Raw genomic sequence first — 24,982 nt, 5'->3', positions numbered from 1 at the left:
GCACCGGTGGTGTCAGCCGAGGTCGGGGGCGTCGCGCAGCTCCACCACGGGGCGCCCGACACCGTCGAGCTCCAGGACCACGAGCTCGTTGCGCCCCGCCCGCAGCAGCGGCCACGGGACGTACAGCGTCCGCTGCGGACCCCGCGCCTCCCAGTAGCGGCCCAGGCAGAAGCCGTTGACCCAGACGTACCCCTTGCCCCAGCCGGGCAGCGCGAGATACGTGTCGCCCGGTTCCGCCACGTCGAGGACGCCGCGGTGGAAGACCGGTCCCGTGCCGGGCGTGTCCCCGGACGCGGCGGGCCGATCGGGCCACGGCAGGCCGTCCGGTGTGCCGTGCCCGAGCTCCACGGCACGCGCGGACCAGCCGTGCAGCGTCTGCCGGGTGTGCAGCACCCGGCGCACCCCCTTGCGGTCCCCGAGCCCCGTGCCGTAGTTGACCCGGCCCATGGACTCCACCAGCAGTTCCACGCGCGCGTACGCTCCGTCGGCCCGGACGCCGTCCACCGTCTCGGTCCCGTCGCGCTCCAGCACCCCGGCCGGCACCCCGTCCACGAAGACGTGCGCCCGGTCGCCGAGGCCCTGCACCGACAACGGGTAGGGGCCGCGTGGGCCGGGGATGCGGGAGGAGTACAGCACCAGGCCGTGGCCGATCCCGAGCTCCTCGAGCGACGGCGGCTCGGCGGCCCGCACCTCCGGACGCGCCAGCACGTCCAGGACGTCGAAGAGGCGGACCGATCCGGTGAGTTCCACGGACCCGGTGGGCAGCAGCGGGGCCACGGGCGGCGGTTCGGGCAGCGGCCCGTCCGTGTACCGCCGGAGCACCTCACGGAAGGCGAGGAACTTCTCCGTCACACCGCCGCGTTCGTCGATCGGGGCGTCGTAGTCGTAGGAGGTGACGGTCGGCCGGTAGCCCGCACCGGTCGCCGGGTCCTCGGTGTTGGCCCCGGCCCAGGTGGAGAAGTTCGTCCCGCCGTGCGCCATGTAGAGGTTGACCGACGCCCCGGCCGCCAGGATCTCCGTCAGCGAGTCCGCCGCGTCCGCGGGGTCGCGCACGACGTGTCCGGCGCCCCAGTGGTCGAACCAGCCGCACCAGAACTCCATGCACATCGCCGGATCGTCCGGCCGCAGCCGCTTCAGACCGGCGAAGGCCTCGGTCGCACCGCTGCCGAAGTTCAGGGTGGCCGGCCGGCCCGGCAGCGTCCCCCCGGTGAGGAAGAAGTCGTCCGGCCCGTCCGACGTGAACAGCGGTACGTCGATGCCGCGCCCCCGCAGGCCGGCGGCCAGGTGCTCCAGGTACCCGGTGTCCGTGCCGTAGGACCCGTACTCGTTCTCCACCTGCATCATCAGCACATTGCCGCCCCGGGTGACCTGGTGCGGGGCGAGGAGCGGGATCAGCCGGTCGTACCAGCGGTCGACGCGCGCCAGATACCCCGGGTCCTGGCAGCGCAGCGCCCGTACCTCCGGGTCGGCCGACAGCCACCAGGGCAGGCCGCCGTTCTCCCACTCGGCGCAGATGTACGGGGACGGCCGGACGATCGCGCGCAGCCCGGCCTCCCGCGTGGCGTGCAGGAAGCGGTCCAGATCCGCGATCCCCGCGAAGTCGTACTCCCGCGGGCGCGGTTCGTGGAGATTCCAGGGGACGTAGGTCTCCACGGTGTTCAGGCCCAGGGCGCGCATCATCCGCAGCCGTTGCGGCCACTGCGCGGGCAGCACGCGGAAGTAGTGCAGCGCCCCCGACAGCAGGCGCAGCGGGCGGCCGTCGAGGGAGAACCCCTCGGGCGCTGTCCGGAACATGACGGGCTCTCCCGACGGTCGGTGCGGTGCGTGGACGGGGATCGGGCCGGTGGCGCGAGGGCGCGGCCGGGGGCTGACCACCCGCTGCGGTGGCCCGCTCCGGCGGTGCCGACCGGTCGCGACGCCGGACGCCGCCACGGCGTCACCAGGCCGGGCGGCCCGCCGGTTCGCCGTCCCGGCCTTCGAGGAGCGAGATCTGCACACGGACGCGCTTGCCGACCGGCTCGCGGCGTACCTCGAAGCTCTGACAGACCGCGAGGACGATCTCCAGACCGTGCTGGCCCGCGCGGGAGGGATCGGTCCCGAGCGCGGCGGGCAGCAGGGCGCCGGAGTCCCACATCGTGATGCCCAGCAGGGCCCCGTCCAGGTCGAGATCCAGCAGACACGGCCCGGGCGCGTACTTGCAGACGTTCGTGGCCAGCTCGCTCACCACCAGCAGGGCGACGTCCCGCGCCCTCGCCGGCACGTCCACACCGCACCGCGACTCCGCGTCGGACAGGAACCGCCGGGTGAAGTCACGGGCGCAGGAGATCTGTGCGGAGTCCATGTCGAAGGCGACCCCGTCCGTCAGAACGGCCGCACCGGGCCCGCCCCGCCCGGCCTCGTGTGCGGCCCCGCGCGTCGTCGCCAGCATCTCCATGACACATCCCCCGTCACCTCAGCCGCACCGCGCGGCTCGTCCGACGGCCCGCCTACCCACCCCGACCGGTTTCAGACCGGTGCGGGGCGCGCAGTCCGGCCGGCCGGCACCACCCGCCCGGATCGAGTGCCGCCGGACCGGTGGACGGACGCGCGGGAGGGCCGGTGGAGGATCCGGCCGCAGGAACTGCGTCCGTGAGCGCCCGCACCCCGACTACGGTTGCTCCCCATGACGGCCACCGAGATCGACATCACCGCCGACCTGATCCGGGATCTGCTGAGCGAGCGGCACCCCGGCCTGGCGGATCTCCCGGTGCGGCTCGGAGCGCGCGGCTGGGACAACCAGGTGTGGCGGCTGGGCGACGACCTCGCCGTCCGGTTGCCGTGGGCGACGCGATCCGCCGACGCGCTGCTGCGCAAGGAGCACGCCTGGCTGCCGCTCCTCGCCCCCGGCCTCCCGCTGCGCGTCCCCGTGCCGCAGCACCTCTGCGAACCCTCCGAACGGTTCCCGCGCCCCTGGCTCGTCACCACCTGGGTGCCCGGCGAACCGGCCGACCGCGCCCCCGCCACCCGCGGCGATGCGGCGGCCGACGGACTGGCCGCTTTCCTGACCGCCCTGCACCGCCCCGCCCCCGACGACGCACCGGACGGCCGGGACCGCGGTGGCCGGCTGGCCGACACCGCCGAACACCTCGCCCGCGCGCTCGCCTCGGCCGCCGGACGGGAGCTGGTCAGCGACCCGGACGGCATCCGGGCGGTCTGGGAGGACGCCGCCGCGGCGCCCGAATGGACGGGCCCGAGGATCTGGCTGCACGGCGACCTCCACCCGGCCAACGTCGTCACCACGGACGGCACCTTCTCCGGTGTGATCGACTTCGGCGACCTCTTCGCCGGCGACCCGGCCTGCGACCTCGCCGCCGCGTGGACCCTGCTGCCCGACGGCGCCCTCGACCGCTTCCACGCGGCCTACCGGCCGGCCGCGGACGCCGCCACCCTGCGCCGCGCCCGCGGCTGGGCCGTGCTCCGCGCCCTCGCGGCCGTCGAGATCGCGGACGCCGGCGTCCACGGCCGCCCCGGCGGAAAAGCCACCTGGGGGCCGCCCGCACACGCCGCACTGCGCCGCCTCACCGCGACGCTCCGGCGGTGAGGCGGCGGCCACGCCCGCTGTCCCGACCTCGGATGTGCGGGTCCTCCGGTGTGCGGGTCGTGGCAGGAACCGGAGCCTGCCACGACCCGCACACCCCGCGCCGTCCCCGCACGGCGCCGCCCGGCAACGGGCCGGGCGGGATCGTCGCGCCAGGGCGTACGGCACGGCGCGACGTGGTGCCCGGAGGCGGATTCCGGGTTTCCGGGCGCACCAGGCATGATCGTGGCCGTGTCCAGGACACGGAGCTCTTGGGAACACCCCGTCGACCGGACGGACCACGGGGAGACGACCGCCGTCCCCCGTCGAACGAGGGAGCCCGGATGGCTGACGAACAGGTGGCGGCGGCGCCGGCCGAGCGGACCGCGGACACTCTGGCGGACCGGCTCAAGGAGCGCATCTACGCGACCATCACGATGATCGCCGTCGTGGTCGGCCTGTCCGCGGGCGAGGCGGGCACCGCGGGTGCCCTGGCCACCGTCCTGACGACCGCTCTGGGGCTCTGGCTCGCCGCGTTCGTCGCCGACCAGCAGGCGCACCGCACGGTGCACCGGCACTTCGCCACCGGCCACGACCTGCGCCGCATGCTCTACGTCAGCAGCCCGCTGCTGTCCTGCGCCGCGGGCCCCTCCGTGATGATCGGTCTCGCCGCCCTGGACGTTTTGTCCCTGTCCACCGCGCTGATGACGGCGGCCGGGGTGGCCATCGCCTCGCTCTTCGCCTGGGGCTGTGCCGGAGGGCTGCGCATGGGCGGCGGCGTTCTCCTGGCGACGCTGGCCGGGCTCGTCGACGCGGTGATCGGTGTCGCCGTCGCCCTGGTGAAGACGGCAGCCGGCCACTGAGGGGCCGCGTCCACCGGACACCGCGGGCGGACACCCGACCCGCACGCCGTGCCCGGTCGTGCACGGCCTGGTCGTGCCGGGCGGCCCGCCCGTGCGGGGCCGGTGCCCGTCGGGCACACCGCGCTGCACGCGACGCTCCGCCCCGACGCGGGACGGAACACCGTGCCGGTCTCCCCGCCCCCCGTGCGCCCCGGGACGGAACACCCCGCAGACGTACGGCACGCCCCCGCCGTCAGGCAGGACGGAACGCCCGGCTCCGCCGGGGGCGGAGCCGGGCCGGGGGTGCGGTTCAGACCAGCCGTCGCAGCGCCCGTACCAGTGCTCCGACGCCCAGCTCCGCCTTGGACCGGGGGCACCCGACATTGAGCCTGACCCATCCCGGGGCGCCGTAGGAGGCCCCCGGCATGATGGCCACCTTCTCCACCTCGACGAGCTCGCGCTGCAACGCGTCGTCGTCGACACCGAGCGGTCGCAGGTCGATCCAGGCGAGGTAGCCCGCCTGCGGTGGCTCCCAACCGAGCTGCGGGAACGCGCCGTTCAGGTGTCCGGCGACCATGGCGAGGTTGCCGGCGAGGTAGGTGCGCAGGGCGTCCAGCCACGGCGCACCCTCCCGGTAGGCGGCGATGTGCCCGACCAGCGACAGCACCGCGGGGGAGGAGAGCCCGTCGGCCTCCTTGAGCCGCCCCAGATAGGCCTCGCGCGAGGCCGGATCGCCGATGATCCCGTAACTTCCGGTCAGTGCCGGAATGTTGAACGACTTCGAGGCCGACGTGATCACCGCCCACCGGCCCGCGCCCCCGAATCCCACCCAGGGACGGTGGACGTGCGGGGCGTGCGCCAGGTCCGCGTGGATCTCGTCGCTGATGACGGCGACGTCGTACCGCGCGCACAGCCGCGCCATCCGGTCCAGCTCCTCGGCGGACCAGACCCGGCCCGTCGGGTTGTGCGGAGAGCACAGCAGCAGCACCGCCGTCTCAGGGAGCGCCAGCAGCCGCTCCAGCTCCGCCCCGTCGTCGAGCGGGCACGGCAGCAGCCGCCGTCCGTGCGCCGCCACGGTCTTCGGGAACGCGTCGTACATCGGGGTGTGGACCACCACCCCGTCTCCTGGCTCCGACCACAGGCGCAGCAGCTGCGACAGCTGGTAGACCACCGAGGGCGCGTAGACGACCGACCCGGGGTCGACGGCCGTCGCGTGCCGTGTCGCGTACCAGTGGACGACCGCCGAGAGGAAGTCGTCCTGGCGCCAGCGCGAATAGCCCAGCACGGCGTGGTCCAGCCGGCCGCGGAGCGCGGCCATGACCTCCGGAGCGGTCTCGAAGTCCATGTCCGAGATGGTGAACGGCAGCAGGTCCGGTACGCCGAAGCGGTCCTCGACGTAGTCCCACTGCGTGCACCACGTGCCGTGCCGGTCGACCGGCACGCCGAAGCCGTAGGGGTCGTCCGGCTCGGCGCCGCGACCGGAGGGGGACGGGGAGGGGGATGCCATGGTCAGCCCACCGGGATCATGGTGGCGATGGCGTCCTTCACCGACTGGACCTGCGGCCCGATGACGACCTGCACGGTGTGCTGGTCGAGCTTGATCACGCCCACCGCGCCGAGCTTCTTCAGCCGTGCCTCGTCCACCAGCGTCGCGTCCTCGACGGTCAGGCGCAGGCGGGTGATGCAGTTGTCCAGGGACCGGATGTTGTCGGCACCGCCGATCGCGCCCAGGATGGCCACCGCGTCGTACTTCCCGGCGACCAGCTCGCGGGCCGGGGCGTCCGCCGCGTCCGGAGCGGTCTTCCCGCCCTCCCCGTCGTCCTGTCCGCCGGTGGAGTCCTGCTCCTTGTCGCGGCCCGGGGTCCTCAGGTCGAAGCGGGTGATCGCCCAGCGGAACAGGAAGTAGTACACGGCGAACCAGACGGCGGCGATCACCGGCACCAGGTACCACTTGGTCGACGAGCCCTGGAGGACGCCGAAGACCAGCCAGTCGATGACGTTGCCGTCGGTGTTCCCGATGAAGACGCCGAGCAGGGCCGCCGTGAGGAAGCCGAGCCCGACCAGGACGGCGTGGATGGCGTACAGCCACGGCGCGACGAACAGGAACAGGAACTCCAGCGGCTCCGTGATGCCGCCGACCACACAGGCCACCACGCCCGACACGAGCAGCGCCTTGATCTCCGGTCGCATCTTCCGGTTCGCGCAGTGGTACATCGCGAGCGCCGCACCGGGGAGACCGCCCAGATACGCCGCCATCTTGCCCTGGGAGAGGAAGTGCGTCGCGTCGGTCACGGCGCCGTTCGGCGCGCCCGCGCAGTCGAGGTGCGCGTAGAACATGTTCAGCGCGCCGGAGACGTTCTCCCCGCACACGGCACCCGAACCGCCGACGTCGGTGAAGCGGAACATCGCCACGAGGATGTGGTGCAGCCCGATCGGCCGCAGCAGCACCTCTCCCATGCCGAAGAAGAACGGCCCGAAGACCCCGGTGTGCCCGATGCCCCGGCCCACGGCGGTGATCCAGCCGTTGAAGGTCGGCCACACCAGCGGGATCAGCAGACCGAGCACGCTGAGGACGAGGGCGGAGATGATCGGCACGAAGCGCAGCCCGCCGAAGAAGGCCAGTGCGTCAGGCATGCGCTGCGTACGAAAGCGCTGGTGGAGAAGGCTGACAACGATGCCAACGGCCACGGCTCCGAGCAGTCCCGTATCGATGGACTGGACCCCGAGGACCTCGGCCGTGCCGTAGTGCTCGATCGCCTTCCGGTCCTCGAAGTCGACGCCCCGGGCGGTGAGGTAGAAGTTCACCGCGAGGTTCATGGCGGCGAACCCGACGAAACCCGAGAAGGCGGCCACCCCCTTGTCCTCCCGGGCGAGACCGAGCGGAATCGCCATCGCGAAGAGGACCGGCAGGAAGGTGAAGGCGACCAGGCCCGTGTTGGCCATCCAGGTGAAGACGAGGTGGAAGCCCTCGGCCTTCAGGAAGGGCAGGCCGTCGGTGACGGCCTCGCTGGAGAGCGAGGAGCCGATGCCCAGCATGATGCCGCAGAACGCGAGCAGGGCCACCGGGAGCATGAACGTCTTGCCGAGGCCCTGGAGGAATTCCCAGAGCGCGGACTTGATCTTCTGCATGTGTACGGAACTTTCGAGCATGGGGGACGTGGGGACGGACCCGGGCGCTCGCCGTGGCGACGCGTGGACCCACGGATGATCGGTGTGGCGGCAGGTGTGACCGGAGGGTGGACCGCCTCCGCGCGGCGCACCCGGGGATCGCCCGGGGAGCAGCGCCGGACAGGACCCCTCCGCCGCACGGATCACATCACAGCAGGTCGGCGGCTGTCGAGGGTGGTCCGATCGTCGCCCTGACCGGCCGGGGAGGCGTCGGCGCACGCTGTGCACGTACGGTCGCCCGCCGTGACGTACGCCACCCGGCCGCATCCGGACCGGATGTTTGCCGCCGCGCCGATGGGTAAGGGGACCGGTGATCGCCGGAGATGACAATCCGGTGGATAGTGTGCGGAAGCTACGGAATGAGGAGGTTCGATGTCCTCGAAGCGACGTCGCAAGAAGAAGGCCCGCCGTAAGAACGGCGCGAACCATGGCCGCCGCCCCCAGTCCTGAGGGCGCGTCGGTGTGATCCGGGGGGTGGCGCGAGCCACCCCCCGGACCGCGTTCCGGCGGGTCCGGGCGGCGCTGAGCCCCCACCGGGACCCGGCGGGACGGCGCCCGGCGCGGGGCGCCGGCGGCGTGCGGCCCGCCCCCGGGCGTCAGGTGAGCAGCCGGCTGCGGTGGGAGGCGCGACGGGCGGCTGCCAGCAGCGCGTGGATCTGGGGGGCGGCCTGGTCCAGGCGGGCCACGGGCTTCGCGAACGGCAGACGTACGTCGCGGTGGGTGCCCGGGCGTTCCAGACGCAGCGTCACACCGTAGCGGTCCATCGCCAGCGGGAGGACACGCGTCACCCCCTTGTCCGGCTGCGGCTGGACGAGGCGCAGCAGCAGCGGGACGAGCTCGCCGTGGTCGTCCACCAGATGGGTGAGCATCGCCGCCTCGCTGGTGGCGATCGGATCGGGTTCCGTCTCCTGCAGGGTGTCCAGGGTGACGAAGGTGCGGCCCCGGTCGTCCTCGAAGACCGCCTGGCCGAACTCCATGCAGGTGCTCTCCGCGGAATCCGTGCTGTACGGGGCCGACAGCAGGCCCGTCACCGTGACCCGGGCGCGCGTGCGGTCGCGCACGGGAGTGGGCGCGATGTCGGTGAACTCCAGCCGCACCGGGATGCGCGCCCCCGACGGGGCCGCCCCGTCCTCGGACGGTTCGTGCAGGTGGATGTGGCCCATCGCGGCCGTACCGTCGAGCCGGTGCACCTCGACGGGGTCGAGTCCGTCGCTGACCACCGTCATCGAATGGGCCGCGGTCAGGATCGCCAGCACGCGTTCGGCGGGGGTGGGCTGGGTGGCGCGGGAGTGGAAAGGACGCATCCAAGTTCTCCAGAGGAGCGGCGGGGAGACCTCATGACAGCTACTTAGGTATGCCTAACCTAACCCATGGCTGACGCTTTCCGGTAGTGCGCACCCCGCCCGACGCTTGTTCGACGTGGCCGGGCCGGCCGGCTGCTCCCGCCGCCCGCGCCGGGCAGCCGCCCCGGGGGCCGCGGGGTGCGGGTCCAGATGCATGCGCGGGCGGGAGTGATGCCGACGGCGGGGGCGGGGGCGGGTGCGCTCCCGGTGGAGCCGGCGCCCGTGCGTCGGGGCGGGCGGGCCGCCTCGGGCGGCTCTCAGAGGATGTCGACCAGGCCCCGGTACGGGTCGAGCCGCTCGTCCCGCGGATCCAGATCCGTCACCAGGATCCCGATCTCGTCCAGGGAGAGGCACTTGGCCACGGCGCGGCAGCCCAGCTTCGAGGAGTCGACGGCCAGGACGGTGCGCCGGGACACGGTCTTCAGGACGCGTTTCACCGCCGCCTCGTCCGCGGTGAACTCGGTCGACCCGAGGGAGTCGTCCAGATGGGTCGCGGACAGGAAGCAGGTGTGCAGGGCGAACTGTTCGAGCGTCACCTGGGCCAGCGGGCCCACCAGGCTTCCGGTGTGCAGATCCGCCGTGCCGCCGGTGGCGTAGGCCCTGCACCCGGGTGCCCTGGACAGCTCGTGGAAGGTCTCGAAGCCGGTCGTCACCGCCGTCAGGTCGCTGACCGGCTGTTCCTTCAGTAATCGGGCGAGGCCGTGCACGGTCGTCGAACCGTCGAGGCCGATGCCGCCCTCGTCCGGCACGAGCGGCAGCAGCTTCGCGGCGATCGCCTCCTTGGCCGCGACCGAGCGCCCCAGGCGGTGGCCGAACGTCCAGGCGTCCACGGGCACGGCCCCGCCGCGGACCCGCCGGACCTCGTTCCGCTGCTCCAGCACCTGCAGATCGCGCCGGATGGTCATGGTGCTCACGCCGCAGACGCGAGCCAGGTCGTCGACGCGGCGCATCCCTCCCCGGAGCGCCGTGACGATCGATGCTCTCCGGAGGTCCCCCTCGGCCGTGCTCTCCTCTGGCATCGTCCGGTTCTACCACAATGAACATCCCGCCCCGCAGGCACTTTCACGCCCACCCGAGGGTGGTCCCGAGCCCTTGCCGGTCGCGCGGCATGTCAGGGGCCTATCCGTGCGGCTCGGTGATTGATACGTTTCATTCTCCTGTCGGCTGTGTGGTCGATGTTCGATCGCGCAGCGAGAAAACATCGCGGCGCGAGGGCGACGCAGCCGAGAAGACAGCGCAGCGGGGAACTCTGCGGCGAGGAGACATCGCGGCGGGGGAACACCCAGGAAGGGATGCCTGATGACGGACGACGCCTCCGCCGCCGCACTCGACGGGCCGCTCACCCCGGTGAGGCGGCGCCGCACCCGCGTGGGACTCGTGTCCGGCGGGCTCGGCGCGTACTGGCCGCAGTTCCCCGGACTCCTCGACCAGCTGCGGGAGTCCGCGCTCTTCGTCACCCGGCGGTTCGAGACGATGGGCTGCGAGGTGGTCGACGCCGGCTTCGTCTCCGACCCTCAGGAGGCGTCCAAGGCCGCCGAACACCTGCGCAGGGCCGACTGCGACATCATCGTCACCTTCCTGACGACCTACCTGACCGCGTCGATGGTGCTGCCGGTCGCCCAGCGCGCCCACGCGCCCGTCCTGGTCGTCGACCTCCAGCCCACGGAGGCGATGGACCACCCGGACACCGACACCGGCAGATGGCTCGCCTACTGCGGGCAGTGCCCGCTGCCCGAGGTCGCCAACGTCTTCCGGCGCAGCGGGATCCCCTTCCGCTCGGTCTCGGGGCACCTGCGTGACGACAACGCCTGGGCCCGGATCGGCAGGTGGATCGCGGCGGCCGGGGTGCGCGCCGTGATGCGCCACGGACGCCACGGCCTCATGGGACACCTCTACCCCGGCATGCTGGACGTCTCCACGGACATGACCCTGGTGTCGAGCCGGTTCGGGGGACACGTCGAGGTGCTCGAATTCGACGACCTGCGGGTCAGGGTCGCCGAGGTCACCGACGAGCAGGCCGCGGGACGCGTCGCGCTGACCCGTGAGGTCTTCACCCTCGACGGTTCGGTGAAGGCGGAGGACCTCGACTGGGCGGCCCGGGTCTCGGTGGGTCTCGACCGCCTCGTCGAGGACTTCGAGCTCGACAGCCTCGCCTACTACCACCGCGGCCTGGACGGTGAGATCCACGAGCGGCTCGGCGCGGGCATGATCCTCGGCGCCTCCCTGCTGACCGCACGCGGGGTCCCGGTCGCCGGGGAGTACGAACTCCGCACCAGCCTGGCCATGCTGATCGCCGACACCCTGGGCGCGGGCGGATCGTTCACCGAGCTCCAGGCCCTCAACTTCCGTGACGGCGTGGTGGAGATGGGGCACGACGGACCCGCTCACCTCGCCATCTCGTCCGCGGACCCGCTGCTGCGCGGACTCGGCGTCTACCACGGCAAGCGCGGCTGGGGGGTGAGCGTGGAGTTCGACGTGAGACACGGGCCGGTCACCACCTTCGGCGTGGGCCAGGAGGCGGACGGCACGTTCGCCTTCATCGTCTCCGAGGGCGAGGTCGTCCCCGGGCCCCTGCTGGAGATCGGGAACACCACCTCCCGGGTCGACTTCGGATTCGACCCGGGGGAGTGGACCGACGCCTGGTCCTCGACCGGGGTCGGCCACCACTGGACGGTCTGCACCGGGCACCGTGCCAAGGACTTCAAGGCGGCAGCCGATCTGCTCGGCGTCCCCTTCCGGGTGGTCGACGGGCCGAACGACCTGTGAACACCGCACGGAGTTGCGTCCCGCTCCGGGAGGCGGGAAAAATTGTGGGGGCGGACGCGGCTCGTCGAAGCCGCCGAGGGCCCGGCCCCTCCCGCCGGACGCACGGCGTGGACCGGTCGGCGGACCCTCCCGTCACGAGCGGGCACCGCGCTCCGACCCACCCCGCACGACACACCGAGGAGACCTCCATGGGCAGGATGACTTCCGCGCTCAAACTGCTGCGCGGACGGATCATGGAAGCGGACGGCAAGGCCCTGCAGAACCCCCGGCTCCGGGACCAGGGCCGCCGGCTGCAGGACCAGGGGCGCGGCAGGGGATAGCTCCCGCTCCACCGGCGCGGGCGCGGGCCCCGGCGACACCTGCCGGAACCCGCGCCCGCGTTCGCCCGCGCCCGGGCGCGTTCGCCCGTGCCGCCCCCTGGGCTCGTCCGCCGCCCGCGTCGGGCCGCGCCGGTCCGCGGCCACCTTCCCTGCCGGGCCGCCCCGAGCCCTGCCTCCTCCGCCTCCGCGTTCGCCCGCGCCCGTCCCGAGCCCTGCCTCCGCCTCCGCGTTCGCCCGAGACCGAGACCGAGCCCCGCACACCCGCCCCGCGTGCCCGCCCCCGGAGCGCCGCCCGGCCGGATCCGGCCGGGCTCGTCCCCTGCACCGGTACGCGACCGGGCGGGGCGGGCGGTCGCGTCGATCGCGACGTCGCCCTGCACCGCGGCAGCGGACGATCGAGGAGTGCAGGGAGCAGGTACTGCCCCGGCTCCGGCTCACCGCGGAGCGCATCGAGTCCGCACCTTCACATCGCGGCGCGCTTCTCCCGCATCGCCGTGACGTGCTCCAGGACCGGCTCCCCGCCCGCCCCCCTCAGGCGTGGAAGCCGGTGCACAGGACGGGGGTGATCCGCTCCGGGCCGCCTTCCACGTGGTACAGCACCACGGTCCAGTCACCCCGGTCCTTCCCCACGGGGACGGCCTCGACGGTCCGGTCCCCGAGGTGGGCGCGGAAGTCCCGGGGGTACCGGAGGGTGAGGGTGCCGCCCGAGGACCACCGGGAGAAGAGATCGACGGGCTCGGAGGTGAAGCCGACGCCCTCGCCCGTGGTGCGGCCGGGGCGCCCGGTGGCGGGATCGACGCCGTGCGGCGGACGGATGCCGACGGCCACGTGGTACGGCTCCGGCCTGTCTCCCCGGCCCGCGTTCTTCGGCCGCAGCTCCACCGAGGCGGTGTCCGAGCCGGTGGTGTGCGACACGGACGACCGCAGCTCCACCGGCAGCGCGGCCGTGTCCAGGTCCGAGAGGGCGCAGGAGCCGATGCCCTGGGCGGCCTGAGCGGGGTCGTCGGCCAGGGCCCAGCGTTCCCGTGACGTCCCGTCGTCCACGATGTGGTCGGGCGGCCCGGCGGCCGGTGCGGAGCTGACAGGGCGTCCGGAGACCTCCGCGCCGCCCGTCCCCCCGGCCCCGGAGTCCCGGTCGGACGGGGAACCCGAGAGCAGCCAGGCCATCGCAGCCGAGGCCAGCGCCGCCGCCACCACGGCGAGCCCGAGCGCGCCCCGGCGCCCCGCACGGGCCGCGCCCGCCGGGCGGTCCGGGGCGTCGTACGGGGTGGAACCGGCCGGGCCCGCGGACACGGTCCCCCCGTCGCGCGCCACCCCGGCGTCCCGGTGCGCGGCCCCGGCGCCCGGAGGCAGGCCCCCGGCCGCCTCCTCGCGCTCCCCCTCCCCGCATCCCGTCGCGTCGACGGGCGACCGGGCGGTCTCCTCGTCCCGCGCCGCAGCCGCGCCGGTCCGGGACAGTGCGAGGTAGTGCGCGTCCGTCGCCAGCGCGGAGTCCACCGCGCACCGGGCGACGACGGCGGACGGGGACGGCCGGTCCGCAGGATCCTTTGCGGCGCACTCCCGGATCAGCGCGGCGAGCGGAGGGTGGACGCCGTCCAGATCGATGTCCTCGTACACCGCCCGGTAGCTCACCGTCGCCGGCTCCCCGGACCCGAAGGGAGGCCTGCCCGTCGCCGTGTACGCGAGCGTCGCACCCAGCGCGAACACGTCGGCGGCGGGGCCGGCCTCGTTGCGCAGGACCACCTCGGGTGCCGCGAACCCGGGGGTGCCCGGCGCCGTCCCGGCCGCGGTGAGCACCGTCTGCCCGATCCCCCGGGCGATGCCGAAGTCGATCAGCTGCGGCCCCTGCGGCGACAGGATCACGTTCTGCGGCTTCAGGTCCCGGTGGGTGACGCCGTGCGCGTGCACCGCCGCCAGGCCCTCGGCCAGGGCGGCGAACAACTTCAGCGCGCTGTCGGGCGGGAACGGCCCTCCCGCCCGGACCGCCGCGAGCAGCGTGGGCCCCGCGACGTACTCGGTGACGAGCCAGTACGGCGGGGTGTCGAGCGACGCCTCGATCAACTGCGCGGTGTAGGCGCTGCGTACGGCCTCCACGGTGGCGGCCTCCCGCCGGAAACGGGCCAGCGCCTCCGGATGATCACTGAGATCGTCCCGGATCTCCTTCACGGCCACCAGCCGCCCACCGGGGGAGCGGCCGAGGAACACCTGGCCCATGCCCCCGGCACCGAGACGGGCGAGCAGTCGGTAGGCGCCGATGCGCGAGGGATCGTGAGGCCGCAGCTCGTCCACCGGCACGACTCTGCCACATCAGCCCCCGGCCGGTCCCCGCATCCCGCGATGTGGTGCCCGGCCCGCCCGGTGGGCGGCCGACCCAACCGCTCCGCACGGCAGGAGGCACCCGCCGCCCGGCCGGCGACGCACCACCCCGCCCCGGCGCCGGACGTCCCCCGGCCCCCGTTCCCCGCCCCCTGGTGTCCCCGTTCCCCGGTGTCCCCGGCCCCCGTTCCCGGGCGGCCTCCGCGCCCGGGAGCGGGTCCTCCGCACCCGCCGGGCCGGCTCCGGGTGCGGAGGGCGCCGGGGGAGCAGAGGATGCGAGGGGTGGCGAGCCGCACGGACCGGCCCCGTCGCACCGAGAAGCGACATCCGAGGGAGACGACACCATGGCGCCCGAGCGATCCTCTTCCGGCAGCACCGCGTCCCGCGACCCCGGGCTCGCCCGGCCGGTGGCCCGGCGGGCGGGATGGACCGACGTGGACCTGCGTGCGGTGGACACCGTGCGGGTGCTCGCCGCCGACGCGGTCCAGCGGACCGGCAACGGCCACCCCGGTACGGCGATGAGCCTGGCACCGCTCGCCTACCTGCTGTTCCAGCAGGTCATGCGGCACGACCCCGCCGACGAGCGGTGGCTGGGCAGGGACCGCTTCGTCCTCTCCTGCGGCCACAGCAGCCTCACCCTGTACATCCAGCTCTACCTGGCCGGCTACGGCCTGGAGCTGGACGACCTGAAGGCGCTGCGGACCTGGGGATCCGCGACCCCGGGCCACCCGGAGTACCGGCACACCCGCGGCGTCGAGATCACCACCGGCCCGCTGGGCCAGGGCATGGGCGCCTCCGTCGGGATGGCGATGGCGGCCCGCCGGGAGCGCGGCCTGCTCGACCCGGACGCCGCGCCGGGCGCCAGCCCCTTCGACCACCGGGTGTACGTGCTGGCCTCCGACGGCGACATGATGGAGGGCGTCGCGTCCGAGGCGGCGTCACTGGCCGGCCACCAGCAGCTGGGCGACCTCGTGGTGTTCTACGACTCCAACCACATCTCCATCGAGGACGACACCGACATCTCGTTCAGCGAGGACGTCCCGGCCCGCTTCGCCGCCTACGGATGGCACGTGCAGACCGTGGACTGGACCCGCACCGGCGACTACGTCGAGGACGTCGACGCCCTGCTCGCCGCGATCGAGGCGGCGCAGGCGGAACGGACCCGGCCCTCGCTCATCATGCTGCGTACCGTCATCGGCTGGCCGGCCCCGACCAAGAGGAACACCGGCAAGGCGCACGGCGCGGCCCTGGGCGACGAGGAGGTCGCCGGGACCAAGCGGCTCCTCGGCTTCGACCCCGAGACGTACTTCCCCGTCGAGGACGAGGTCCTCGCCCACACCCGGGCGGTCGGCGAACGCGGCGGGGACGCCCGGAAGCGCTGGCAGCGGACCTACGAGGACTGGCGGACCGCCCACCCGGAGCGGGCGGCGCTGCTGGACCGGCTGCGCGAGCGGGAACTGCCCGACGGCTGGACCGACGCCCTGCCGGACTTCCCGGCCGACGCGAAGGGCATGGCCACCCGCAAGGCGTCCGGCCGGGTCCTCACCGCCCTCGCACCGGTCCTGCCCGAGCTGTGGGGCGGCTCCGCGGACCTCGCGGGCAGCAACAACACCACCATGGACGGCGAACCCTCCTTCGTGCCGGCCGACCGGCAGACGGCCGAGTTCGCGGGCGGCCCCCACGGACGCACCCTGCACTTCGGCATCCGTGAGCACGCCATGGGCGCCGTGCTCAACGGCATCGCCCTGCAGAGCCTGACCCGCCCCTACGGCGGCACCTTCCTCACCTTCAGCGACTACATGCGCCCCGCCGTCCGCCTCGCCGCGCTGATGGGGCTCCCCGCCACCTACGTGTGGACCCACGACTCGATCGGACTGGGCGAGGACGGCCCCACCCACCAGCCCGTCGAGCACCTCGCCGCGCTGCGCGCGATCCCCGGACTCGACGTCGTACGCCCCGGCGACGCCAACGAGACGACCGTCTGCTGGCGGACGATCCTGGAGCACACCGACCGCCCCGCCGGTCTCGTCCTGACACGGCAGAACCTGCCCGTCCTCGACCGCACCGACGGTGTCCACGCGCCGGCCGGAGGAGCGGCGCGCGGCGGTTACGTCCTGGTGGAGGCGGCCGCGGCCACCCCCGACGTCATCCTCGTGGCGACGGGATCGGAGGTCCACACCGCCCTTGCCGCCCGCATCCTGCTGACCGGCGAGGGGCTCGCCGTCCGGGTGGTCTCGATGCCCTGCCGGGAATGGTTCGCCGAGCAGCCGGAGTCCTACCGGGACGAGGTGCTGCCGCCCGGGGTGCGCGCCCGCGTCAGTGTCGAGGCCGCCGTCGGCCAGGGCTGGCGCGAGGTGGTGGGCGACGCCGGCCGGATCGTCGGCCTGGAGCACTACGGCGCGTCCGCCGCCTACGAGCGGCTGTACGAGGAGTTCGGCATCACGCCCGAGGCCGTCGCCGCGGCGGCCCGCGCCAGCATCGGCGACGCGCGGGAGGCGCCCCGGCCGGGCGGACGGGACCCCCGGGGCGCACTCTGAGGGACGGCCCGTCACCCCCGGCGGGAGCGTACGGGGCGGCCCTCAGCCCATCTGGCGCCGCACCAGCGCGTGGAGCTGACCGCCCGTGTCCGCGAGGAGTTCGGCCGGCGGGCCCTGCTGGACGACCCGGCCGTCCGCCATGACGATCACACGGTCCGCGTCCATGACCGTGGACAGCCGGTGCGCGATGACCACCCGGGTGGCCCGCAGCGACCGGGTGCTCTCGATCACCGTGCGCTGGGTCTCGTTGTCGAGGGCGCTGGTGGCCTCGTCGAAGAACAGGATGCGCGGACGCCGGACGAGAGCCTGGGCGATCATCAGCCGCTGGCGCTGGCCCCCGGAGATCGAACCGCCGCCCGCGATCATGGTGTGCAGTCCCATCGGCATCCGCTTGATGTCCTCGGCCAGTCCCGCCATCGCGGCGGCCTCCCAGGCCTCCTCCTGGGTGAAGACCTCGGCACCGCAGATGCAGTCCAGGATCGACCCGGACAGCGGCTGGGCGTTCTGCAGGACGACCCCGCACTGGCGGCGCACCGCGGCCGGGTCGAGCGCCGTCAGGTCCTGACCGTCGTACAGCACACTGCCGGACACCGGCTGGTCGAAGCCGATGAGCAGCCTCAGCAGGGTCGACTTCCCGCACCCGCTGGGCCCCACGATCGCGACGAACTCGCCCGGACGCACGGACAGCGACACCGCGTCGAGGACGACGGGGCCGTCGTCGGAGTAGCGGAACGACACCCCTCGGGCCTCGATCCCGCCCGACAGCTCACCCGGCTGGGTGCTCGTGCCGCGCACCTCGGGCATCTCGTCGAGGACCGGCTTGATCTGCTCGAACATCGGCAGCACGGCGGCGGCGGACACGAACGCCCCGGTCAGCTGGGTGACCGCGGTCAGCAGCATGGTCACGGAGGTGTTGAAGGTGAGGAACTCACCGGCCGTCAGGGACCCCCGCGCAGGCCCGGCGAGCAGGACGAAGACGACCAGCGAACACAGCGGCAGATAGACGGCGTTGAGGACCGTCGTCATGTTCTTGATCCGGCCCGCCCGCTTCTGCAGTTCCCTGCTGCGGGCGAACTCCGCGGCCCACGCCCCGTACGCGAAGCTCTCCGCCGCGGCGACCCGCAGCTTGGGCAGCCCGCGCAGCGTCTGGAACGCCTGGTTGTTCAGCTTGTTCCCGAGCTCGACCAGACGGCGCTGCCAGCGCAGCTCCCACAGGCCCATGGCCAGGAACACCGCGGCGATCACCAGCAGCATCGCGACGGCGGCCAGCGCCAGCGGGACGCTGAACCAGAGCAGCAGCCCCAGATTCATCACCCCGAGCGTGCCCGCCTGCACCACCACGGGGCCGGTGCCCGACAGCACCCGGCGGATCGCGCTCACCCCCATCGCCGCACTCGCCAGCTCCCCGGTGGAGCGTGAGGTGAAGAACTTGGTGGGCAGCCGCAGCAGCCGGTCCCAGACCGCGGGCTGGAGCGTGCTCTCGATCCGCCCCTCCATCCGCAGGATCGTGAGGTTCTGCAGCAGCATGAACGCCGCCGAGACGACACCGGAGACGATGACGGCCAGCGACACCTGCACGATGAGCGTGTTCTGCGCGGTGGGCACGTACACGCCGAGGACCTTGCCGGTGGCGATCGGCACCAGTGCGCCCAGCGCGACCGTCACGAGTCCGGCCAGCACCAGGTTCCGCAGGTCGCCCCGGGTGCCGAACAGACCGAAGCGCAGCAGCCGCCGCCTGCTCAGCGGCTTCTCCGGGAGCGGCCGGTAGAACATCACGGCACGCTCGTCGAAGTCCTCGGCGCAGGAGTCGTCGACACGGGTGCGCCGGCCGGTCAGCGGGTTCACCGCCTCGTAGCGGCCACGCCGCCACAACAGGGCGACCGGCGCCCCGGACGCGGCCCGGGCGCCCACCAGCGGACCCGCGTTCTCCCGCCACCAGCGCCCGTCCAGCCGCACCGCCCGGGTGCGGACGCGCGAGGCGACCGCCACCCGTTCGACCGGGTCGATCCGCTCGCTCACCGCGCCGCCCGCCGCGGGTTCCGCGAGGACGATCCCGGAATCCCGCGCCACCAGCCGGCAGGCCGCGTACACCGCGTCGTCCGACGCCCCCGCGGCGGACGCCCCGCCCCGCCCGGACCGGCCGATCGACGTCAGCAGCGCCCGGTCCGCCTCCTCGCGGACGGCTTCGCCCGCCTTCATCCCGGCCGCGGTCCGGTCCTCGTGGGCGCGTTCCAGCTGCTCGATCCAGCGGTCCAGCGCCGACAGCAGCCGGTACTGCTGGTTGACCATCCCCTGCCACATCGCCGGATCGACGAGCAGGTCACCGCTGGCCTCCGCGCTGAACGCGGCGCCGTACTGCACGCTGCCCGGCGACACCGGCAGCCACAGCACGTCGTCGTCGCCCACCGGGGCGTCGACGGTGGTCCGCGCGTCCAGCGGCGCCTCGAACAGCACCCGCTGACTGCGGCCGATCCCCAGCGAGAAGGCGTGCTCCAGCAGGCTGAGCGTGGTGTCCCCGGTGTCGTAGTGGCTGCGGTACGGGCTCTCGTACGCCCCCTGGCCGTCCTCCGGGCGGTACAGCTCGCGCAGCGGGATACGGCGCAGCGCGCACTCCTGGAGCGGCCGCCCGACGAGGGTGTGCCGCGGGCCCGCGACCGGACCCAGCACCAGGGTCCCCGGTTCGAGGCGGCCGAGGAAGTGCCAGTGGCCCTCCTCCACCGCGTCGACCGCGAACAGGTCCAGGGCGCCGCCCACCACGAGCCAGAGCACCTGGGGCCCCTCCAGCGACAGGCTCCGCAGCCCGGTGCGGTCGACCGGCTCGCCGAGGGTTCCCAGGGCGCCGATGACGGGGTCCTGCCCCGGCGCCTCCGTGCCCGCGAGCGGATGGACGGATGCCATGTCAGTGCTCCCTGACCAGATCGGCGTAGGGGCCGCCGGCGGCCACCAGGTGCTCGTGCCGGCCGCGTTCCACTACGGTCCCGTGGTCCAGGACCACGATCTCGTCGCTGTCGCGCACGGTGCTCAGCCGGTGCGCGATCACGACGCAGGCGCAGCCGCGCCGCCGGAGGTTGTCGATGATGATCCGTTCCGTCTCGGCGTCCAGGGCGCTGGTCACCTCGTCCAGGACCAGGATGCTGGGGCGGCGCACGAGTGCCCGGGCGATCTCCAGGCGCTGGCGCTGGCCGCCGGAGAAGTTCCGGCCGTCCTGCTCGACCCGGCTGTGGATGCCCGCGGGGCGGCGGGCGACGACGTCGTACAGGGCGGCGTCCCGCAGGGCCTCGGTCACCGCCTCGTCCGGGACCGAGGGGTCCCACAGCGCGACGTTGTCCCGGACCGTCCCCTCGAAGAGGAAGACGTCCTGGTCGACGAAGGACACCGACGCGGCCAGGGCGCCCCGGGGGATGTCCTCCAGGCGCTGCCCGTCGATCCGGATCGTGCCCTCCCACGGGCTGTAGAGCCCCGAGATGAGCCGGGAGACCGTCGACTTGCCGCTGCCCGACCCTCCGACGAGCGCCACCTGCCGCCCCGGACCCACGGACAGCGAGAAACCGTTCAGCAGCGGCTTGTCGAGCGGGCTGTAGCCGAAGGTGACGTCCTCCAGCGTCACATGGCCCTTGAGCCTGCGGGTGCTCGCCGCCGGCTCACGACGGGAGTACAGCGGGTCGACCGGGAAGTTCTCCACGTCCTTGAGCCGTGCCACGTCGGCCGCGAAGTCCTGCACCCGGCCCGCCACCCCGTTGAGCCGGGTGACCGGCGCCGTGAAGCGGGTCACCAGGGCCTGGAAGGCGACGAGCAGACCGATGGAGAGATGCCCCTCGACGGCCCGCAGCCCCCCGATCCACAGGATCAGCGCACTGTTGAGCGTCGCCAGGGCGGGGGCGACGACACCCAGCCAGGCGCTCGGCACCCCGAGGCGCTGCTGTTCCTCCAGCGTGGTCGCGTGCTGTCCGGCCCACCGGCGGAAGTACCCGTTCTCCCCGCCCGTGGCCTTCATCGTCTCGATCAGCTGGAGCCCGGTGTACGAGGTGTTCGTCAGCCGGGCGCTGTCGGCCCGCAGCTTCTGCGTCCCGGTGGCCCGCAGCCGCACGACGATGCGCATGGCGACCACGTTGAGCAGGGCGATGCCCACCCCGACGACCGTCAGTTGCGGGTCGTACGTCCACAGCAGGAGCGCGTAGAGCAGGACGACGACACCGTCGACGCCGGCCGCGGTCAGGTCCCGTGCCAGGGTCTCCGCCACCGCGTCGTTGGACTGCAGGCGCTGGACCAGGTCCGCCGGACTGCGCTGCGAGAAGAAGGTCACCGGCAGCCGGAGCAGATGCCGGAAGAAACGGGCGCTGCCCAGCGTGGACGCGATGATCCGCCCGCGCAGCAGGTTCGCCTGCTGGAGCCAGGTCAGTACCGCGGTGAGGGCGACCATGGTGCCCATCGCGGCGAACAGCACGCCCAGCAGCGAACTCTGCTCCCCAATCATGAACATGTCGATATAGGTACGGCTCAGGGCCGGCAGCGCGGCCCCGACGGCCACCAGCAGCAGGCTCGCGAGCAGGGCCACCAGCATCGTCCCGGTGGTGCCGCGCAGCCGGGCCGGCAGAGCAGCCAGCACCCCCGGCTTCCGCCCGCCGCGCCGGAAGCCCTCGCCGGGTTCCAGGACCAGGACGACACCGGTGAAGCTGGTGTCGAAGTCCTCCGCCGGGACGAACCGCCGCCCCTTGTCGGGGTCGTTGACATGCACGCCCCGCCGGCCGAGACGGCGTCCCGGGCCGTCGTAGACGACGTAGTGGTTGAACTCCCAGAACAGGATCGCGGGGGCGGGGACCTCGGCGAGCGCCGCCGGCTCCATCTGCATGCCCTTGGCCTGGAGACCGTAACTGCGCGCGGCCTTCAGCACGTTGCTGGCGCGCGAGCCGTCGCGCGAGACGCCGCAGGCGATCCGCAGCTCCTCCAGCGGCACATGGCGGCCGTAGTGCGCGAGCACCATCGCCAGGGACGCGGCCCCGCACTCCAGGGCCTCCATCTGCAGCACGGTGGGGGTGCGCACCGTCTTCGCCCGACCCGGCCTCGGCGCGGGTCCCGCGCGTCTCCGGCCGGAGCCCCCCTCCGGCCGGTGCCTCCGGCGGCCCTGGGGCGGCAGATCGCGGGCGGTGGGGGAGGGGTGCGGTGCGGTCACGGGAGAAGCCAATCGATCGGGCGCTGGTCGGCGAGGCGGACGGAGCCGGTGGCCAGGCTCATGGAGCCGATCGCGTACGGAGGACCGTCGGCCGAGGACCACCGGTAGCCGGACTTCGCGGAGTCCGAGCGCTCCAGCTTCACCAGGACGGCCAACGGCCGCCCGTGCCGCGAGAACTGCTCCCCGAGCTGCGCGTCGCCCAGGAAGCGGGTGATCTGCTGCTTCGTCTGCGCCGTCCTGCCGACCGCGGCCACCGTGCCGCGCAGCACTCCGTACTGCTGGGCGGGCACGGACTGGACGGTCAGATCGACGGAGGCGCCCACCGGGACCGAGGCCGCGGCGCCGCCGGACACGTACAGCAGGACGACCAGCGGATCGTCGGCGCCGTCGATCCGCTCGACACTCGCCACGTCCGTGCCGGTGGTGACCACCGCGCCGATCGTGGCCGCCACCGAGGTGAGCCGGCCGGCGTCGATCGTACGGACGACCCGCTCACCCCGGTCCGTGCGGACCTTCAGCAGGGGGGAGTCGCGGGGCACGGTCTCGCCCTCCTCGGCGAGCACCTCGGTGACCTGTCCGGCGACCGGGCTCTGCAGGACGTAACTGCCGCGCGCGTGCGTGAGGACGCCGGGCGCGTCGAGGGTGGTGGCGACCGATCCGGTGACCGCCCAGAAGCAGGCCGCGGCCATCACCAGGACGGTGACGCCCAGGACGAGCAGGCCCTGTGGGCGGGCGAACCGCACCGGAAGGTCCAGCTGCTCGGGCGACTGCAGCTTGGAAAGGGCCTGCTGGCGGAACTGCACGGAACGCTTCCCTCACTGTCGGCGATCGGCCTGTGGACGATCGGCGCCGAGCCCCGGAACCGACGGTTCCGGGGCTCGGCGGGGTACTGCCGTGTCTCAGAGACCGGAGGTCAGGCCGGAGGCCAGACCGGTGACCGCGCCCGTGTTCACGCCGGTTGCACCCTCGACGACACCGGTGACCGAACCGACGACGCCGGAGACCGGGACGATGCCGTCGACGGTGCCCGTGACGTTGCCCACGAGGCCGCCCACGAGGCCGCCCGAGACGTTGTCGAGGTCGCTGTCGGAGATCTCGGCGGTCTGGACCTGAGGGGTGTGGTTCATGATGAGCGCTGCCCTTCGTCTGGTGATCGCTTTTCCACGGAAACCCGTAACGCGGTCTCCGTATGGCCAAGGATCAAAGCATGTCGGCGCCGCGTGCGGCCAATCGGAGTGCGGCGGACACGGCGTTGTCGGCCGCCGAAATCGGTGGACGTGCAGAAGTGGTTATTTTCTGGCGGCAGATCCTTCACGACTTTCACCGGAGAAATTCCGTGTCGCCGCCGCCGCGCGGCTCCCAAGTGGGGCGGTCCTGCCCGAATCGACCCCGTGACCCATCCGGACCTGCGCTTCTGTGTCGGATCGCGTGATCGCTGTGCGCACGCCGTGTGCAGGTTCCCCCGATTCCGGCAGTAACGAATTCGGGGCCCCGAGGACGGCGAGGGGCAGAGCGGATCGGAAGGTATCGGTATTCACGCCCGGGTGAAAGCTGAGTGCATCTCTGCTTCGCAAGGGCCGTTCCGGTGCATGGGCGGCGCATATATGGAGTGCTTTCCGCCGTCCCGTGCCCGTCGCGTCACGCACCCTCCGGATATGTGGAGACGCTGTGCCCGGGGCCTCGGCGGGCTCCGGCTTCGCCGGCACGCCGACCGGCGCCGCCGGGCCCGGGGCGTGCGCGCCGCGCGGTTTGGGGCCCGCACCGTCGTCCGGCCTCCGCGGACCGGTGCCGGGAGAGGTGTTCTCGGCACCGTCCCGGGAGCGCGGTCCGGATCCGGTTCGTGTGCGCGTGCAACCGATCCACGGCCGAACCCGTCTGCCAGGGCAGAAAGCGCCGTGCCGAGGACGGCCTTTCCTCAACTGCACGCCACCGTGAGGGAACTTCGATGACAGACGCTCATGCACGCCGCCGCCTTTCGCGCACCACGGCCGGAGTACTCGCAGCGGCCGCGCTGACCGGGTTCGCGTCGCTGCCCGCCGTCGCCTCCGCCGCGGAACCCGACCTCGGGCTGGGCCCGTTGGCGCCGATCACCGGGGCGCAGCCCGGTCAGGGCGTCGATGTGCCGTTCTCGCTGCTGAACAAGGGCACCGAGGACGTCGAGAAGGTATGGGTGACCTATCGGATGACCCGGGGACTGGGCACGGCGGAGACCTACTCGAACTGCACCTACTCGACGCAGCCCTCCGCCGACGAGGAGCCGGAGAAGCAGGTCGCGGTGTGCGCCGTCGAGCAGCCGCTGAAGCCCGGCGTCCTCTACGTGCCGGAGCAGCCGCTCGGACTGGAGGCCCGGGACAGCGCGCTGCGCGACGAGGTCTCCGTGACCGTCGACGACGTGGACACCGGCCCGTCCGACGGCGAGCCGGGTACGGGCGCCCCGCTGAAGCTGGTCGAGAAGGCCCCGGCGACCGACGCCGACCGGGCGAGCCACGACAAGACCCGTGTCTCCACCGAGGTCGCCGCCGACAACACGGCCGACTTCGCACTGACCGGCGCCGAACTCCGGGGCAAGGTCGGCGACCAGGTCACCGCCACGGTGAAGTTCGCCAACGAGGGCCCGGCCTGGGTCTACCGCGACCTGGGGCAGAGCGTCGCGACCGTCGACGTCCGGATCCCGCCGGGCACCTCGGTCGTCAAGGCGCACGGCTACTGCGACCCGGTCACCCCGACCCACTACACCTGCGGTACCTCGCAGTCCTGGGTGAACGAGAAGGGCGGCGAGAGCTACCCGTTCGTCCTGCGGATCGACAAGGCGGTCGAGGGCGCGACCGGGAAGGTCACCTTCGAGGGGAAGCCCCGGCCCTTCGACCCGGAACTGGAGGGGGTTGTCCAGCACCCGCCGGCTCTCGCGGTAGCCGAGGACCAGCCAGGCGCGGACGTCCCCCTCCAGGAGCACCGGTGCCACCG

At 73.3% G+C, this 24,982-nt stretch carries 17 protein-coding genes; 6 read left to right on the top strand and 11 right to left on the bottom strand.

Annotated elements, in window-relative coordinates:
• Window positions 1-12: 12 nt before the first annotated feature.
• Window positions 13-1,794: a beta-galactosidase gene (locus ABZ172_RS28245; protein ID WP_356887868.1), complete on the bottom strand. Its 1,782-nt coding sequence runs from the start codon at window positions 1,792-1,794 to the stop codon at window positions 13-15.
• Between the two features lie 142 nt (window positions 1,795-1,936).
• Window positions 1,937-2,434 carry an ATP-binding protein gene (locus ABZ172_RS28240; RefSeq protein ID WP_356887866.1) on the bottom strand — a complete coding sequence of 166 codons (498 nt, stop codon included), beginning with the start codon at window positions 2,432-2,434 and terminating at the stop codon, window positions 1,937-1,939.
• 228 nt (window positions 2,435-2,662) lie between these two features.
• Between ABZ172_RS28240 and ABZ172_RS28235 the strand changes: the two genes are divergently transcribed.
• Window positions 2,663-3,580, top strand: a complete 918-nt coding sequence (locus ABZ172_RS28235) for a phosphotransferase (RefSeq protein WP_356887864.1) — start codon at window positions 2,663-2,665, stop codon at window positions 3,578-3,580.
• Between the two features lie 320 nt (window positions 3,581-3,900).
• Complete coding sequence (locus ABZ172_RS28230) at window positions 3,901-4,419, top strand: hypothetical protein (RefSeq protein ID WP_356887862.1); 519 nt, start codon at window positions 3,901-3,903, stop codon at window positions 4,417-4,419.
• 289 nt (window positions 4,420-4,708) lie between these two features.
• Here the strand turns inward: ABZ172_RS28230 and ABZ172_RS28225 are convergent, their stop codons facing one another.
• The 4 genes from ABZ172_RS28225 to ABZ172_RS28210 form a co-directional block, all read right to left on the bottom strand.
• A complete protein-coding gene (locus tag ABZ172_RS28225) occupies window positions 4,709-5,905 on the bottom strand; it encodes a MalY/PatB family protein (protein ID WP_356887860.1) in 1,197 nt (398 codons plus the stop codon).
• 2 nt (window positions 5,906-5,907) lie between these two features.
• A complete protein-coding gene (gene malX, locus ABZ172_RS28220; protein WP_356887858.1) occupies window positions 5,908-7,527 on the bottom strand; it encodes a maltose/glucose-specific PTS transporter subunit IIBC in 1,620 nt (539 codons plus the stop codon).
• A gap of 635 nt (window positions 7,528-8,162) precedes the next feature.
• A complete protein-coding gene (locus ABZ172_RS28215; RefSeq protein ID WP_356887856.1) occupies window positions 8,163-8,870 on the bottom strand; it encodes a DUF2470 domain-containing protein in 708 nt (235 codons plus the stop codon).
• Window positions 8,871-9,166: 296 nt separating this feature from the next.
• Window positions 9,167-9,928, bottom strand: coding sequence for a DeoR/GlpR family DNA-binding transcription regulator (locus ABZ172_RS28210; RefSeq protein ID WP_356887854.1), 762 nt, complete (start codon window positions 9,926-9,928; stop codon window positions 9,167-9,169).
• 280 nt (window positions 9,929-10,208) lie between these two features.
• Between ABZ172_RS28210 and ABZ172_RS28205 the strand changes: the two genes are divergently transcribed.
• Complete coding sequence (locus tag ABZ172_RS28205) at window positions 10,209-11,675, top strand: L-fucose/L-arabinose isomerase family protein (protein ID WP_356887852.1); 1,467 nt, start codon at window positions 10,209-10,211, stop codon at window positions 11,673-11,675.
• Between the two features lie 188 nt (window positions 11,676-11,863).
• A complete protein-coding gene (locus ABZ172_RS28200; protein ID WP_356887850.1) occupies window positions 11,864-11,995 on the top strand; it encodes a hypothetical protein in 132 nt (43 codons plus the stop codon).
• 531 nt (window positions 11,996-12,526) lie between these two features.
• Here the strand turns inward: ABZ172_RS28200 and ABZ172_RS28195 are convergent.
• Window positions 12,527-14,284, bottom strand: a complete 1,758-nt coding sequence (locus ABZ172_RS28195) for a serine/threonine-protein kinase (protein ID WP_356887848.1) — start codon at window positions 14,282-14,284, stop codon at window positions 12,527-12,529.
• A 371-nt stretch (window positions 14,285-14,655) separates the two neighbouring features.
• Between ABZ172_RS28195 and tkt the strand changes: the two genes are divergently transcribed.
• Window positions 14,656-16,848 carry a transketolase gene (tkt, locus tag ABZ172_RS28190; protein ID WP_356887846.1) on the top strand — a complete coding sequence of 731 codons (2,193 nt, stop codon included), beginning with the start codon at window positions 14,656-14,658 and terminating at the stop codon, window positions 16,846-16,848.
• Window positions 16,849-16,890: 42 nt separating this feature from the next.
• On the opposite strand, the gene ABZ172_RS28185 is transcribed toward tkt, so the two are convergent.
• The 4 genes from ABZ172_RS28185 to ABZ172_RS28170 form a co-directional block, all read right to left on the bottom strand.
• Window positions 16,891-19,746 carry an NHLP bacteriocin export ABC transporter permease/ATPase subunit gene (locus ABZ172_RS28185; RefSeq protein ID WP_356887844.1) on the bottom strand — a complete coding sequence of 952 codons (2,856 nt, stop codon included), beginning with the start codon at window positions 19,744-19,746 and terminating at the stop codon, window positions 16,891-16,893.
• A 1-nt stretch (window position 19,747) separates the two neighbouring features.
• Entirely contained in the window at window positions 19,748-22,018 is a 2,271-nt protein-coding gene (locus ABZ172_RS28180; protein ID WP_356887842.1) for an NHLP family bacteriocin export ABC transporter peptidase/permease/ATPase subunit, read from the bottom strand.
• Complete coding sequence (locus tag ABZ172_RS28175) at window positions 22,015-22,821, bottom strand: HlyD family efflux transporter periplasmic adaptor subunit (protein WP_356887840.1); 807 nt, start codon at window positions 22,819-22,821, stop codon at window positions 22,015-22,017. Before ABZ172_RS28175 ends, ABZ172_RS28180 begins: the two co-directional genes overlap by 4 nt.
• 96 nt (window positions 22,822-22,917) lie before the next feature.
• The gene (locus ABZ172_RS28170) at window positions 22,918-23,145 is read right to left on the bottom strand and encodes a type A2 lantipeptide (protein ID WP_356887838.1); all 228 of its coding nucleotides are present in this window, start codon (window positions 23,143-23,145) and stop codon (window positions 22,918-22,920) included.
• Between the two features lie 818 nt (window positions 23,146-23,963).
• Here ABZ172_RS28170 and ABZ172_RS28165 point away from each other — a divergent pair.
• Window positions 23,964-24,982, top strand: a 1,019-nt coding sequence (locus ABZ172_RS28165; protein ID WP_356887836.1) for a peptidase, incomplete at its 3' end; no start/stop codon positions are given.

Source organism: Streptomyces sp. NPDC006296 (genome assembly GCF_040613235.1).
GTDB lineage: Bacteria > Actinomycetota > Actinomycetes > Streptomycetales > Streptomycetaceae > Streptomyces.
The sequence above is the reverse complement of the archived record's forward strand: the minus strand, read 5'-3'. Positions and strand labels throughout refer to the sequence as shown.